Origin of the sequence: Hymenobacter sp. 102, from assembly GCF_049949205.1 — a bacterium.
In the GTDB taxonomy this organism is placed as follows: Bacteria; Bacteroidota; Bacteroidia; order Cytophagales; family Hymenobacteraceae; genus Hymenobacter.
On record NZ_CP188172.1, the window covers coordinates 665,667 to 678,955 of the forward strand.

Annotated in this window: 12 protein-coding genes; 7 read left to right on the forward strand and 5 right to left on the reverse strand. The window is 63.1% G+C overall.

Going from position 1 to position 13,289, the window contains the following annotated elements:
• Positions 1-25: 25 nt before the first annotated feature.
• The 4 genes from ACN19L_RS02890 (at position 26) to ACN19L_RS02905 (ending at position 5,120) form a co-directional block, all read left to right on the forward strand.
• A complete protein-coding gene (locus ACN19L_RS02890) occupies positions 26-1,015 on the forward strand; it encodes a hypothetical protein (protein WP_426492046.1) in 990 nt (329 codons plus the stop codon).
• 324 nt (positions 1,016-1,339) lie between these two features.
• On the forward strand, positions 1,340-3,118 hold the full coding sequence (locus ACN19L_RS02895; RefSeq protein WP_426492047.1) for an OmpA family protein: 1,779 nt from the start codon (positions 1,340-1,342) through the stop codon (positions 3,116-3,118).
• Between the two features lie 190 nt (positions 3,119-3,308).
• Positions 3,309-4,085, forward strand: coding sequence for an ABC transporter permease (locus ACN19L_RS02900; RefSeq protein ID WP_426492048.1), 777 nt, complete (start codon positions 3,309-3,311; stop codon positions 4,083-4,085).
• Between the two features lie 204 nt (positions 4,086-4,289).
• Entirely contained in the window at positions 4,290-5,120 is an 831-nt protein-coding gene (locus ACN19L_RS02905) for an ATP-binding cassette domain-containing protein (protein ID WP_426492049.1), read from the forward strand.
• Here ACN19L_RS02905 and ACN19L_RS02910 read toward each other — a convergent pair whose 3' ends face one another.
• Positions 5,121-5,861, reverse strand: a complete 741-nt coding sequence (locus ACN19L_RS02910; RefSeq protein WP_426492050.1) for a hypothetical protein — start codon at positions 5,859-5,861, stop codon at positions 5,121-5,123.
• Between the two features lie 179 nt (positions 5,862-6,040).
• On the opposite strand from ACN19L_RS02910, the gene ACN19L_RS02915 reads away from it, so the two are divergent.
• Complete coding sequence (locus ACN19L_RS02915) at positions 6,041-7,399, forward strand: sigma-54-dependent transcriptional regulator (protein ID WP_426492051.1); 1,359 nt, start codon at positions 6,041-6,043, stop codon at positions 7,397-7,399.
• Positions 7,400-7,667: 268 nt separating this feature from the next.
• A complete protein-coding gene (locus tag ACN19L_RS02920; protein ID WP_426492052.1) occupies positions 7,668-9,455 on the forward strand; it encodes an ATP-binding protein in 1,788 nt (595 codons plus the stop codon).
• A 315-nt stretch (positions 9,456-9,770) separates the two neighbouring features.
• On the opposite strand, the gene ACN19L_RS02925 is transcribed toward ACN19L_RS02920, so the two are convergent.
• On the reverse strand, positions 9,771-10,544 hold the full coding sequence (locus tag ACN19L_RS02925) for a molybdopterin-dependent oxidoreductase (RefSeq protein WP_426492053.1): 774 nt from the start codon (positions 10,542-10,544) through the stop codon (positions 9,771-9,773).
• Positions 10,534-11,247 (reverse strand): cytochrome b/b6 domain-containing protein, encoded by a 714-nt coding sequence (locus tag ACN19L_RS02930; protein WP_426492054.1) that lies wholly within the window; start codon positions 11,245-11,247, stop codon positions 10,534-10,536. The genes ACN19L_RS02925 and ACN19L_RS02930 overlap by 11 nt, the downstream gene beginning before the upstream one ends.
• A gap of 173 nt (positions 11,248-11,420) precedes the next feature.
• Between ACN19L_RS02930 and ACN19L_RS02935 the strand changes: the two genes are divergently transcribed.
• On the forward strand, positions 11,421-12,242 hold the full coding sequence (locus ACN19L_RS02935) for a phosphatase PAP2 family protein (protein WP_426492055.1): 822 nt from the start codon (positions 11,421-11,423) through the stop codon (positions 12,240-12,242).
• 98 nt (positions 12,243-12,340) lie between these two features.
• Here the strand turns inward: ACN19L_RS02935 and ACN19L_RS02940 are convergent, their stop codons facing one another.
• Entirely contained in the window at positions 12,341-12,769 is a 429-nt protein-coding gene (locus ACN19L_RS02940; protein WP_426492056.1) for an EamA family transporter, read from the reverse strand.
• A 2-nt stretch (positions 12,770-12,771) separates the two neighbouring features.
• Positions 12,772-13,167, reverse strand: a complete 396-nt coding sequence (locus tag ACN19L_RS02945) for a DUF4259 domain-containing protein (protein WP_426492057.1) — start codon at positions 13,165-13,167, stop codon at positions 12,772-12,774.
• Positions 13,168-13,289: the final 122 nt, after the last annotated feature.

Consider the following 13,289-nt stretch of genomic DNA (forward strand, 5'->3'; position numbering starts at 1 on the left):
CTACCAACTACTCACTACTACAACCATGAACTCTCTTTCCACTCCCGATTTTAAAACCGGCGAGCTGCCCAAGTGGCAGCAGCCCGAGAAGGTAGCCGGCTGGATTTTCCTGGCCGGGCTGGCCGGAGCCGGCATCTACTTCTGGGGTACCATCGTGCCCTTCCTGGTCGAAATGGTATTCGACACCGTGAAGCTGGGCATCGGGCTGGGTGTGCTGCTGGCGGCCTGGCTGGTGCTTACCAGCCCCCGCGTGAAGGCGGGGCTGTGGTACGCCGGGCAGCGCATTTTCCGCACCGCGGCGGGCATCTTCGTCAACACCGACCCCATCGGCATCATGGAGGACTACATCCGGAGCACCTCCCAGGAGGCGCGCAAGATGGAGGAGGAAGTGGGCCACGTAGAAGGGGCCCACGAGCTGGTGAAGCGCAAGCTGGAAGCCAACACCCTGCAGATGCGCGAGTACCTGGCCCTGGCCGACGCCGCCACCCGCCAGCGCGAGCCCGACGCCGCCGAGCAGTACGCCAGCCGCGCCGCCCAGTTGCAGGACTACAACCAGCGCCTGCAGCCCATGCTCACCACCACCCAGAACGTGAGCCTGGTGATGCGCCAGATTCTGAAAGCCGCCCTGCGCCAGATTGACGGCAGCAAGTTCAAGGTGAACCTGCTCAAGGACGAATACCAGCTGGTGAAGCGTACCAGCTCGGGCATGCGCGCCGCCATGAACATCCTGCGCGGCGACCCGGATAAAAAGTACTTCTTCGACCTGGCCACCGACCGCGTGGCCCAGGACATGGCCCAGCAGCTCGGCCAGATCAAGCAGGCCATGCGCTACAGCCAGGAGTTCGTGAAGGAAATGGACATCCAGAACGGGGTGATGAGCGAGAAAGGCCAGCGCCTGCTCGAAAAGTATCAGAAAGGCGACTTCAACGCCCTGCTCGACGAGAAACCTGCCCCCACCACCCCCGCCCAGCAGCGCACCGCCACCAACGACGCCTACCGCAGCCTGCTGGATTAGGGGTGAATGTGAGTGAAATGTGCGGAATGTGGCGGATGCGCCTCCGCACAAGCAGTAACAACCAGGATTAGAGCTACAAACTCCCCTCCTTTTTCAAGGAGGGGTGCCCGAAGGGCGGGGTGGTAAACCCGCCTGAACGACTACTGGAAAACTAAAAGCTACAGCTAGAGCCCCTCTCCCCCCGGAGAGGGGTTGGGGTGAGGCGACTAGAGCAAACGAAGCGGTAGAGATGCTTCGGCTACGGCTGCGCCTCCGCTCAGCATGACGGCCCATCAACCGGCCTATCCAATCAAAAAACAATCAACCCAAAAACGAACAACGACAATGACAACCCGTGGTAAACTGGTACTAGGCGTGCTGCTGGCAGCGCTGCTGTACTTCGGCATCAACAAGCTCGTGCAGAGCGGGGTGCTGTTCAAGAAAGCCGCCACCGAATCGGTGCTGCTGAGCTCCATTGAGCTGCCGAGCAGCGCCGGCGGCTCGCGCACCAACGTAGCGGTGCCGCTGGCTCCGCTGCCCTCTGAAACTCCGGCCGGTAAGGGCACCCCGCTGGTGTGGGAAGTAATGGCCTGGAACTCGCAGATGGCCGGCATGCTGGCCAACGGCGGCCCCCGCACCACCCAGGGCTCCAGCATGGCTGCCGGCGGCCTGGATATGCAGATTGTGCGCCAGGACGACGTGGCCAAAATGCAGGCCGACCTGGTGAAAAACGCCCTCGACCTGCAAAGCAACCCCGAAACGCCGGGCCTGCTGGTGAGCATCATGGGCGACGGGCTGCCGGCCTTCTCGGCGGTGCAGCCCCAGCTGGAAAAAGCCGGTACCGGCCTGCAGATTATTCCCTACTCGGTGGGCAAGAGCTTCGGCGAAGACAAGCTAATGGGCCCCAAGGAGTGGCTGGATAACCCCAAAGCCGCTCTGGGCAAAACCGTGGCCTGCTACCTGCGCGACGGGGACCAGAACATTGCCCTGAAATGGTGCGCCGACAACGGCCTGAAAGTCAACCCCGACGAAACCACCTACGACCCCGAGGCCGTGAACTTCATGGCCGCCTCCGACTTCCTGGTGGCCGCCGAGAAATACATCATCGGCAAGCCCGAGCAGCGCGTGAAAGTGGTAAAAGGTAAAAACACCGGCGTGAAAGTGGACGTGGTGGCCGACGCCGTAGCCACCTGGACGCCCGGCGACGTGAACATTGCCAAGCAGAAAGGTGGCCTGGTGAACATCGTGAGCACCAAGGACTACAGCAACCAGATGCCCAACATCATGGTGACCACCAAGCGCTGGTACGACGCCCACCCGAAGGAAGTAGAAGCCCTGATGACGGCCCTGGCCGTGGCCGGCGACCAGGTAAAATCGCACCCCGAGGCCCTGAGCCGCGCCGCCGACATTTCGGCCTCCGTGTACGGCGATAAGGACAAGCCCGGCAGCTACTGGCTGCGCTACTACAAGGGCGTGAGCGAGGCCGACCGCAACGGCGAGGTGGTGGAGCTGGGCGGCTCCAAGGCCTTCAACTTCGCCGATAACCTGGCTTTGTTCGGCCTGAACGAAGGCGGCACCAACATCTACGCTGCCGTGTACAAAACCTTCGGCGACGTGCAGCACCAGCTCTACCCCAAGGAACTGCCCAGCTACGTGCCCCTCGACCAGATGCTGGACCTGGCCCCGCTGCGCAAGCTGCAGGACAAGTACCGGGGCAAAAACCTGGCCCCGGCCGAGCAGCAGCAGTTTGCCGCCGATGACGAAATCCGCCAGAGCGTGAGCCGCCGGGCCTGGAACATCGAGTTCAACACCGGCCAGCGCACCTTCACCCCCGCCGCCGAGCAGCAGCTCAACAAGCTGTTCAACGACCTAGTAGTGGCCGGCCGCCTGAAAGTAGCCGTGCACGGCCACACCGACAACGTGGGCGACGCCCAGCGCAACCAGCAGCTTTCCGAAGACCGCGCCGTAGCCGTGCAGCACTGGCTGGAGCAGCGCAGTTCCAGCGCCTTCCCCGCCGGCCGCGTGCAGGTGTACGCCCACGGTGCCCAGGAGCCCGTGGCCCCCAACACCACCCCCGAAGGCAAAGCCCGCAACCGCCGCGTGGAAATCGTGCTGGGCAACTAGCGGTAAATGAGCGAGTGAGTGAATGAGTGAAGTGTCATCCTGAGCCTGCGAAGGACCTAATGGCAGTTGCACGACCTCCGTGAACCTCTGCGGGAAATGACCTCCGCCCGTGAAAAGGTCCTTCGGCTACCGCCTCAGGAGGACAAGCTACTTCACTCATTCGCTCATTCACCCATTCACTCATTGTATCATGAAAACCCTCTTCCTCCCCAACGCCCGGCCGCCGCGCACCACGTTTGCCCTGATGGCGGCCGGGCAGGCGGGGCTGCTGCTGCTGCTGTGGCTGTTCTACCCGCTGCAGCTGTTCCCCTCGCTCGGCGACGTGCTGCGGGCCCTCGTGGACCTCACCACCACTCAGGGCCTCATTCCGGAGCTGTGGGCCAGCATGACTACCGCCCTGCAGGCCCTGGGCATGGCCACGGTACTGGCGCTGCTGATTTCCTACCTCACGGCCCTGCCCTTCTTCCGGCCCCTGGCCTACGCGGCTTCCAAGATGCGCTACCTTACCCTCACCGGCCTCACGTTTTTCGTGGCCCTGCTGGTCAGCTCGGGCCACGAGGTGAAGCTTTCGGTACTCACCTTCGCCACCACCGTGTACCTGGTTACGGGCATGACGGCCGTGATGCTCAGCACCACCCAGCAGGAGCTGGACCACGCCCGCACCCTGGGCCTGGGCGAGTGGCGCAGCTTCTGGGAAGTGGTGGTGCTGGGCAAGCTGGCCGATATGCTGGAAGTAGTGCGCCAGAACTTCGCCATTATCTGGACGATGATTACGCTGGTGGAAACGCTCTACCAGTCGGAAGGCGGCATCGGCCTGCTGCTCTACAAGCAAAACCGCTACCTCCACCTCGACGGCGTGGTCGCCATCCAGCTCGTCATCCTGGCCGCCGGCGCCGCGCAGGACTATGTTTTCGGCCTGCTCCGCCGCGTGTTTTTCCCCTACGCCAGCCTGGCTGCGGCGCGGTAGGGGCCTCCCCCCCCGGCCCCCTCTCCTTCAGAGAGGGGGAGCCTGACGACTCCCTGAGTCTGTTTCGGCGACTTACTCTGATTCTCTAAATAAAATTAAACGCGCACCCACCAAGCCGCCATGGCTCCCCCTCTCCCCCTGGAGAGGGGGTCGGGGGGTGAGGCAACCGCCAGAACGACAACTCACTCATTCGCTCATTCACCGATGACTCCCTATTTCTACAAATCCCCCGTGCTCACCCTCGACAAGGTGTCGCTGACGCTGAACGGGGAAACCATTCTGCGCGACATTTCGGCGCAGGTGCTGGATGTGTGCAGGCCGGGCATGAGCCAGGGCCAGGTGGTGGGCTTCTACGGCCGCTCGGGCATGGGCAAATCTGTCTTGTGCCGGCTGATGGCGGGGCTGCTGCCCCCCAGTAGCGGCGAGGTGCTGGTGGGCGAGGCGCAGCAGCCGGCCACGCCCGGCGCGGTGGGCTTCGTGCAGCAGCACTACCCCCTGTTCAACCACCGCACCCTGCTCGATAACCTGCTGGTGGCCGCCGCCCGCCGCTACCCCAACCCCGCCGAGGCCCGGCGTCAGGCCGAAGAGTATCTGGAGCGGTTCCAGCTTACGCCCCACCGCGCCAAGTACCCGGCCCACCTCTCGGGCGGGCAGCGCCAGCGCGCCGCCATTGCCCAGCAGCTGCTCTGCTCCGACCACCTCATCCTGCTCGACGAGCCCTTCTCTGGCCTCGACGTGGCCATGATTGACGAGGTGCGCAAAATCATCCTCGAAGTCACCACCCTCGACGAGCTCAACACCGTGGTCATCGTCTCCCACGACCTGGCCACCACCACCGCCCTCTCCGACCGGCTCTGGCTACTCGGCCAGGAGCGCGACGCCGCGGGCCAGCTGCTGCCCGGCGCCACCATCAGCCCCCAACACCAGTACAACCTCGCCGAAATGGGCCTCGCCTGGCACGAAAACGTGGAAGCCGAACCGGAATTCGTCCGGTTCGTGGAGCATTTGAAGGAGGAGATTCGGCTGAGCGCGTAACTAAGTTGTCAAGCTTGTTTTCAGCTCAATTATCTCTCCTTTCGATACTCGGCCTATCAATGTTTTAGAGAAGCTACTGATGAAACTATTAGACACAAGCTTTTCAAAAGAATCAAAATAAGACGAGGGACTGCCTGTTTCCAGTATCAACAGCCACACTTCTTCACAACCCGTCAGATAGCCTCCAACATTCTTGATCTTACGCTGAATGATAGCTTGAACTGTTTCGGACGAAATTTCAGGCACCCAAAAACTAGTAATCGGTGACCAGCAGGATTCGGTGAGACGGTCCAGATAAAATAAGCTAAATCCCTGAATATGGGTGTGCCCAACGTCGTTAATACAGATATCAAATTGCGACTGCCTCGCTAGATTCGATATAAGATGTTTTATCTGCTGCTCAACGCAATTGGCCAGATACACTGCTGCCTGCTTGCGGTCGACCCGCTTCCAATCAACTGTTTCGACGAAATCAACGGAAACATGCAATGGAATAGGGTGGCGTGCTTCGAAGAGGCATTGAGCTTGACTAACGATGGCATCTTGCGCGGCCTCTCGCTGCCTAACGCCACTGTCTGGTATTAGATCAGTGATTTCAATGCCGACCAATTTTCCATCAATGTGGATAATAACGTCTGGCAATGGCGGAGCAGGTTGGATCAGCGAATACGATTTTCCATCCAATAACTCGGGTAAAAATCTTTGGAGAAGATAAAGCTCACGACTCTGTTTATCTGACATAGAAACGAGGCTGTAGAGACGCAATATCTTGCGTCTCGTCGTTGCGGATGTTGTTTAAACCGCTCGGGCAAAGTCGTTCAACGACGAGACGCAAGATATTGCGTCTCTACACTCCGGCCTGCAGTTTCCCTCACAAGCCGATACTTTCGCATCCGAATCCCTCATTACTAATTCATAAAATGCCCTCCGGTACCCTGCTCCTGATTGATGACGAAGCCCGCCTGCGCCAGCTGTTGGCGCGGGTGCTGGAGCTGGAAGGCTACACCGTGCTGCAGGCCCCCGATGCCAGCCGTGGCCTGGAGCTGCTGCAGCAGCACGCCCGCGAGGTGCTGGTGGTTATTTCCGACGTGAAGCTGCCCGACGGCCACGGCGTGGACCTGATGCCGCGCTACCGCGCCAAGGCCCCCGACTGCGAAATCGTGCTGCTCACGGCCTTCGGCACCATCCCCGACGGCGTGCGGGCCATGAAGCAGGGCGCCTTCGACTACCTCACCAAGGGCGACTACGAGCAGCAGCTGGTGGTGGTGGTGGAGCGCGCCGCCGAAAAAGCCCGTCTGCGCTTCCGGGTGGCCGAGCTGGAGCGGCGTATGAGCCAGCGGTTCAGCTTCGAGAGCATGGTGGGCGCGGCCCCGGCCCTGCGCCGCGCCCAGGACCTGGCCCGCCAGGTAGCCCCCACCGACAGCACCGTGCTGCTGGAAGGCCCCACCGGCGCGGGCAAGGAGCTGTTTGCCCAGGCCCTGCACGAGGCCAGTGAGCGGAAAGCCAGGCCCTTCGTGGCCGTGAACTGCTCGGCTTTCCCCAAGGATTTGCTGGAATCGGAGCTGTTTGGCTACAAGAAGGGCGCGTTTACGGGCGCGCTGGCCGATAAAAAAGGCCTGCTGGAAGAAGCCGCCGGCGGCACGCTGTTTCTGGACGAAATCGGGGAGCTGGAGCTGAACGTGCAGGCTAAATTCCTCAGGGTGCTGGAGACGCGGCAGTTCACCAAGCTCGGCGACACTAAGCCCACCAGCGTGAACGTGCGCATCGTGGCCGCTACCAACCGCAACCTGAAGCAGGAAGCCGCCGAAGGCCGCTTCCGCCCCGACCTGTACTACCGCCTCTCGGTGTTCACCATTCAGGTGCCCAGCCTGCGCGACCGGGCCGCCGACGTACCCGCCCTGGCCCGGCACTTTCTGCAGCATTTTGCGGCCCAGCTGCGCAAGCGTCTGCCGGGCCTGGAGCCCGAGTGCGTGGAGCTGCTGCAGCGCTACGAGTGGCCCGGCAACGTGCGCGAGCTAAAAAACGTGCTGGAGCGCGCCGCCATCCTGGCCCCCACCGACCAGCCCCTCGCCGCCGGTTACCTCCCCGACGAGTTCCACACCCTGCCCGCCCCCCTCAGCCCCGACGCCGACCCCGCCGACCAGAGCCTGCGCGCCGTGGAGGCCCGCCACATCCGCCAGGTGCTGCACCAGTGCCAGGGCAACAAAACCGAAGCCGCCCGCCGCCTCGGCATCGGCCTGACCACGCTCTACCGCAAGGTGCAGGAGTACGAGCTTTGATTAGGGTGAGCGGGTAAGCGGGTGGGAGTTGAGGAGTTGTTTATCATCCTCCATCTGGCGTCCGCCTGCGAAGGACCTTATCCCGCTCAACCAACTCCTCCCGAACGACTCTGCGCCCTCTGCGCCAAACCTCTGCGTCCTCTGCGGGCTAAAAACTGCTGAACGACCATCGTGCCACTGGCATAAGGTCCTTCGCAGGCGGACGCCAGATGGAGGATGACAGACAACTCCTAAACGCTTACCCGCCCACCCTGACACCCTACAACCCATGTCCCTCAAACTCAAAATCCGCCTGAGCATCCTCACGATGCTGGTTCTGCTGCTGGGGCTGGGCGGGTACACGTTCTTCAGTTTGCAGCGGCTGGAAGGCGGGGCCCGGGGCATTCAGCGGGCCAATTTCCGCTCGGTGGAGTACGGCGAGCAGATGCTGCGGGCCCTGGAGGCGCTGCAGGACCAGCCCACGGCCCGCTCCCCGCTGCAGCAGCTGCGCCGGGCCCTCACCCGCGAAGCTGCCAACATCACCGAGCCCGGCGAGCTGGAGCTGGTGGACACGCTCACCCAGCAGCTGGCCGACTACCAGCGCCTGGTGGATGACCGCGCCCCGGCCACCGCTCAGGTAGCCCAGCTGCACCGGCTGCGGGCCGCCACCCACCGCATGATGCGGCTCAACGCCCGCTCCTTCAACCGCCAGACCGACCAGGCCGCCGCCCTGGCCCGCTCGAGCCGGCGCACGGTGCTGGCCCTGCTGCTGCTGAGCACGGCCGTGGGCCTGAGCCTGGTGGTGCGCCTGCCCCGGGCCGTGCTGCGCCCGTTGCGCCGCCTGCGCGCCGACGTGGAGGACGTGGCCAGCCCCGGCCCGGCCACCCAGGTGGCCATCGGCAAAAACGACGAAGTGGGGGCCGTGGCCCTGGCCCTGAACCGCGCCTTCGGCTACATGCAGGACCAGCGCAGCGTAACGCGGGCGGCCCTGGCTACGGAGCGGAGTCGATTGGAAAGCCTGATTGAGCACCTGGATGAGGGCCTGCTCCTGCTCGACCCCGACCGCACCGTGCTGCTGGCCAACCCCGTGGCCCGGGAGCTGCTGGGCCGCGAGGCCGCCGCGCTGGTGGGCCGCCGGGCCGAAGACCTGAGCCAGGAAACCGAGCTACTGCACCAGCTGTTTCGACCCTTGCTGGAGCAGGAAGCCGTGCGCGCCGGCGACACGCCCGCCCCGATTACGCTCACCCTCAGTCGCCCCGACGGCGAAACGGCCTACTACCAGCTCACGCTCAACCACATCGTGAGCCGTAACCGCGAAACCGGCCGCACTGAGTTTGTGGGCCACATCCTGAGCCTGCGCAACGTGTCGGATTTCAAAAAGCTGGACGAGGTGAAATCGAACTACCTGGCTACCATTTCGCACGAGCTGAAAACCCCGCTGGCTAGCATCAAGCTCAGCCTGATGCTGCTGCAGGATGCCCGCACCGACGCGGAAGAACGTCAACGCCTGGCCGACGGCATCGGCGACGAGACCCAGCGTCTGCTGGGCATGGTGGGGCAGCTGCTGGCCGTATCCCGGCTGGATGCGGGGGCCGAAATTCAGTTCGATGTACAGCCTATTCCGCTGCGTGATATTGTGCGCTACGCCGTCGAAACCGTCCGCCCTCAGCTGGAAGACCGAGAACTGCACCTGCGCCTGGAAATACCCCAGAACCTGCCCGCTGCCCGGGCCGACCTGGAAAAAACCACTTGGGTGCTCATCAATCTGCTGGCCAACGCCATCCGCTACAGCCCCCGCGGTGCCGATTTGTGCGTGCAGGCCACGGAGCGCAACGGGCAGCTGGAAATAGGCGTGCAGGACTGCGGCCCGGGCATTGCGGCGGAACACCACGAACGGATTTTCCAGCGGTTCTCGGAGGTACCGGGGGGGGGCAGCGGCCACAAAGGCGGCTCAGGGCTGGGCTTAAGTATTTCCCGGGAGTTCATTGAGGCGCAAGGCGGGCGGCTATGGGTGGAAAGTGAGCCCGCACAGGGCAGCCGGTTTGTATTTACGCTGCCCGGCACCGGAGCCGCCTGAAAGTAGAGTGCTTTTGCTATCCGGCCTTGTCACAAACAGTCATTGTTTTCGGGTGGTTTTTTGCTCTGGCCTGGATATCTACCCACTATAGCGAGGAAAAACGCCCGACTTCTACTTCCTGGCTCAACGGTAGCCGTGTCACAAACGCAGCGAAACCGGGCTTGGTGGGTACTCCGGATTAGGGCACCTTTGTGCATCCCTATGGCCTGTTCTGCAATAACTGGCCAACCCCGTCCCCCTTTTCCGCAACCAAACAGCACAACCCGAGGCCTGGCCCCGGGTTGTGCTGTTTTGGCCGTGGGCACCGATGGTCGATTACAGCCCTGAGTGCCAGTCGTAGCCCCGGTCAGCCCAGTAGTCGGCGGGGCGCTGGGGCGGGAAGCTGATGGAACCCAGCCGCTTGATGTGCTTGATGCCGTACTTGACGGGCGTAACCAGCCGCAGGGGGGCCCCGTGCTCGGGGGTAAGCGGCTGCCCGTTCATCTCGTAGCACAGCAGGGTTTGCGGATGCAGGGCGCTGGCCATGTCCAGCCCCACGTAATACTTGCCGTCGGGCGTGGTGAGATTCACGTAGGGCAAGCTCGTATCGGCCAGCGGGTAGCGGGCCAGAAAATCGGCGAAACGCGCTCCGGCCCAGGTCACAATCACGCTCCAGCCTTCAATGCATTTCAGCTCGGTGGTCATTTCTACCCGGGGCAGGGCCTGCACCTCGGCCAGGGTAAATTCCCGGGCGGCCCCACCCGCAGCCGGCGTTACGCGCAGGCGCCAGGTGGCCGGATCCAGCACTGTTTTCAGCCCCACTTTGCCATTAACCCGTGGCTCCCGGGCCCGGCTCCTGGGGAATACCGGAGCCAGGTGAGCCGAGCTGTAATACGCTTCGGCCAGCTGGCCATTAGCATCCAGCACACTCCGCAGCGGCCGGGAAATGCCGTCGGCCTCGTCGCCGGTGCTGGCCCAGCGCCAGCCCAGCAACCCCAGCAGCGCGGCGCTGCCGCCCACTACAAAAGCCCGGCGGGAGCGGCGGCGGGCTTCCAGGAGCACCGCTTCGTCGGCGGGAGTTTGCGGCTGATCAGGTGAGTTAGTGGCCATGCGAGGACGGAATTGACGAATCAGGAGTTGATGAAACGGTGGGCGGGGTAGGATTGTCAACAACCTCGAAGCCGGCCACCATGGAGCGGAAATTGTTCCAGCCGGCCCGCGCTACCTGCGCCACGTGCACCACAAAGAACAGCACGTAGCCGATGGTCAGGACGAAATGCTCCAGCCGGGCCGCCGCGTAGCCACCCAAGGCAGTAGTCAGCCAGGCTAGCTGAGTAGGTTTGTAGATGGCCGCGCCCGTGAGCAGGGAGCCCACGGCCATCAGCACCACGGCCGAGTAAGCAATCTGCTGGGCGGCATTGTACTTGCGCGCGGGCGGCGCAGTTTTACGAAACCCTAAGTCGTGCAGGATAACCTGGCCGGCCTCGCGCAGGGCGTGGCGGCCGGGCACCAGCTCCCGCCACTCCCCCGATACCAGCGTGTAGAGCACGTACAGCAGCCCGTTAAGCACAAATACCCACATCAGCACAAAGTGCCAGGCCATGCCCTTGGCCAACTTGTAGGGCACGTCGAACGCCTCGTAGAAGGATTGGGGAAAGAATTTGAGTAGCGTGGTGGAACCCCAGCCCAGCCGGTACACGTCGTTGGCCCAGTATATCCAGAGGCCGCTCCAAATCATCAGGGCCAGCACCGGAAAGTTGATCCAGTGAAACCACCGGATGGCCAGGGGGTGCTTCTCGCGCAGGTATTTCATGCCGGAATCTACGAGAAAACCGGCCCGGCCGGTGCAGCAGGCCGGCTGCTTTTAGCAGCCGGCTGCCGGTTAGGTGCCCGGCGCGGGCAATGGGCGGGCCGGATGTTATGCCAATGTTACGTCGTTATCTTGCAGCCCCTTCGTGCCCAGTTTCCTTCCGAAAGCCAATCCCGATGCCCGCTACCCTTCTCGTTGCCGCTCGTAGTCAGGCACTTGCCGCCCTGCTCTGCGTAAGTACGGCCCTGCCCCTGGCGGCCCAGCAAGTGCCCGTGGCACCCACCGATACCACCCGCAAGTACGAAAACCCCGGCGGGGTGCCGGCTCCGGTGAAAAGCCCCTGGTACAAGGGCAAGCTGGTGAAGGCCACCATTGTGCCGGCCCTGCTCATCGGCTACGGGGCATCCACCATCAACGGCAACGGATTTTACAGCAGCTACGATGCCCGCCGGGACCTCCGGCGTAACTTCCCCAACTTCCGCACCAAGGTGGATGATTACCTGATTCTGGCCCCGTACGCCGAGTTGGGCCTGGTGGCGCTGGCCGGCGTGGAGTCGCGCAACGACCGGCTGAACACGCTGCTGATTATCGGCAAGTCGGAGCTGATCTTCGGAGCACTGACGTACGTGCTGAAGAACACCACCAAAATACTCCGGCCCGATGGCAGCACCCGCAATTCCTTTCCCTCGGGCCACACGGCCCAGGCGTTTCTGGCGGCCAGCATCGTGCACACCGAGTTCCGGGATAAAAGCCAGTGGTACGGCGTGGGGGCCTACACCATTGCCACCAGCGTGGCCGCCCTGCGCATGCTCAACGACCGGCACTGGCAGTCGGATGTAGTGGCCGGGGCGGGCATTGGCATTCTATCGGCGCACCTGGGCTACCTCTCGCACCGCAACCGCTGGGGCCGCAAGCCGCGCATCAAGGGCATGAGCATGTCGCCGATGGCCTGGCCGGCCGGCACCACGGGCCTCACGTTCGTGTGGCGGCCGCAGTAGCCCCGCAGTATAGCCGTAACACGCCGCCGGGCGGCTACCACGTTGTTACTGGCAGCCGCCCGGCGGCGTATTGTAGCTGAGTAGGAAGCGTCCGGCGACTAATGCCCGCGGGCCAGCAGGGCAATGCCCACCACAATGCACAGCAGCCCCGCCACCTGCGGCCATGACAAGGCCTCGCGCAGCACCACCAGTCCCAGCACGGCCGTGAGCAGCACCGAGCCGCCCACAATTACCGGCGTACCCACCGAGGAAGATACGCCCCGGCTGAACACGATGAATGTGAGGATTTCGGCCAGACCTACGCCGGCCCCGGCCAGCACCGCCAGGCCCACGCCTTTACTGCTCACGTCCAGCGGCTGGCCTTTCAGGCGCAGCACCAGCAGCCAAACGCCACCCAATGCTGCCGCCACCAGCTGCAGAATAACAGCCCCGGCCGCCGCCGAAATATGGCCGGCCGCCAGCTTAATGAAGAAGTTATAGCCCGCCAGGCAAAATGCCGTGAGCAGGGCTAGTACCAGCCAGGGCACGCTTACTCAGCCGCTAAGCGGGCCAGCAGATCCTGCTGGTGCTGTTGCCACTGCGGGTAATCAGCTGATTTGGCCCATTCCTCCTGCAGCTCCGATTTGCGCAGCACGGCTTCCACCGCTTCCACGGCCAGATCAGCCAGGTCGTCGTCGGCTTCCATGCCGTTCACGGCTAGCAGCAGGCCCGGCAAAAAATCATCGGTTGGATGCCCCAGAATGGCGGCTACAATTTCGGCGGCAGCCAAGGCCTCGGCGGCTTCGGGCAGCTCCACGGAATCTTCGGTTTCGGCAGCCGTGGCCAGGGCCTCGTACAAAACGGCCTCGTTGGGGTTCTGGCGGAAGTTCTCGGCAAAGTCCGCCGCGTCGTCGTTATCGAAGTTGTGGTAATCCCAGGTGCCCATGTGGTGTGTGGTAAATGTCGAGTGGAAAGAGGAAAGCTTACTCCTGATTCTCTGTGTACGGAGAGTAATAGCGTCGGGGTGGCCCCTGCGTCTCCAGATACCGGGCTTTCAGGTGTCGAAAA

Bases quoted from the DNA above. Each gene is read 5' to 3' on its own strand.
- ACN19L_RS02890 (WP_426492046.1), top strand. From the start codon at position 26: ATGAACTCTCTTTCCACTCCCGATTTTAAAACCGGCGAGCTGCCCAAG.
- ACN19L_RS02895 (WP_426492047.1), top strand. From the start codon at position 1,340: ATGACAACCCGTGGTAAACTGGTACTAGGCGTGCTGCTGGCAGCGCTG.
- ACN19L_RS02900 (WP_426492048.1), top strand. From the start codon at position 3,309: ATGAAAACCCTCTTCCTCCCCAACGCCCGGCCGCCGCGCACCACGTTT.
- ACN19L_RS02905 (WP_426492049.1), top strand. From the start codon at position 4,290: ATGACTCCCTATTTCTACAAATCCCCCGTGCTCACCCTCGACAAGGTG.
- ACN19L_RS02910 (WP_426492050.1), bottom strand. From the start codon at position 5,861: ATGTCAGATAAACAGAGTCGTGAGCTTTATCTTCTCCAAAGATTTTTA.
- ACN19L_RS02915 (WP_426492051.1), top strand. From the start codon at position 6,041: ATGCCCTCCGGTACCCTGCTCCTGATTGATGACGAAGCCCGCCTGCGC.
- ACN19L_RS02920 (WP_426492052.1), top strand. From the start codon at position 7,668: ATGTCCCTCAAACTCAAAATCCGCCTGAGCATCCTCACGATGCTGGTT.
- ACN19L_RS02925 (WP_426492053.1), bottom strand. From the start codon at position 10,544: ATGGCCACTAACTCACCTGATCAGCCGCAAACTCCCGCCGACGAAGCG.
- ACN19L_RS02930 (WP_426492054.1), bottom strand. From the start codon at position 11,247: ATGAAATACCTGCGCGAGAAGCACCCCCTGGCCATCCGGTGGTTTCAC.
- ACN19L_RS02935 (WP_426492055.1), top strand. From the start codon at position 11,421: ATGCCCGCTACCCTTCTCGTTGCCGCTCGTAGTCAGGCACTTGCCGCC.
- ACN19L_RS02945 (WP_426492057.1), bottom strand. From the start codon at position 13,167: ATGGGCACCTGGGATTACCACAACTTCGATAACGACGACGCGGCGGAC.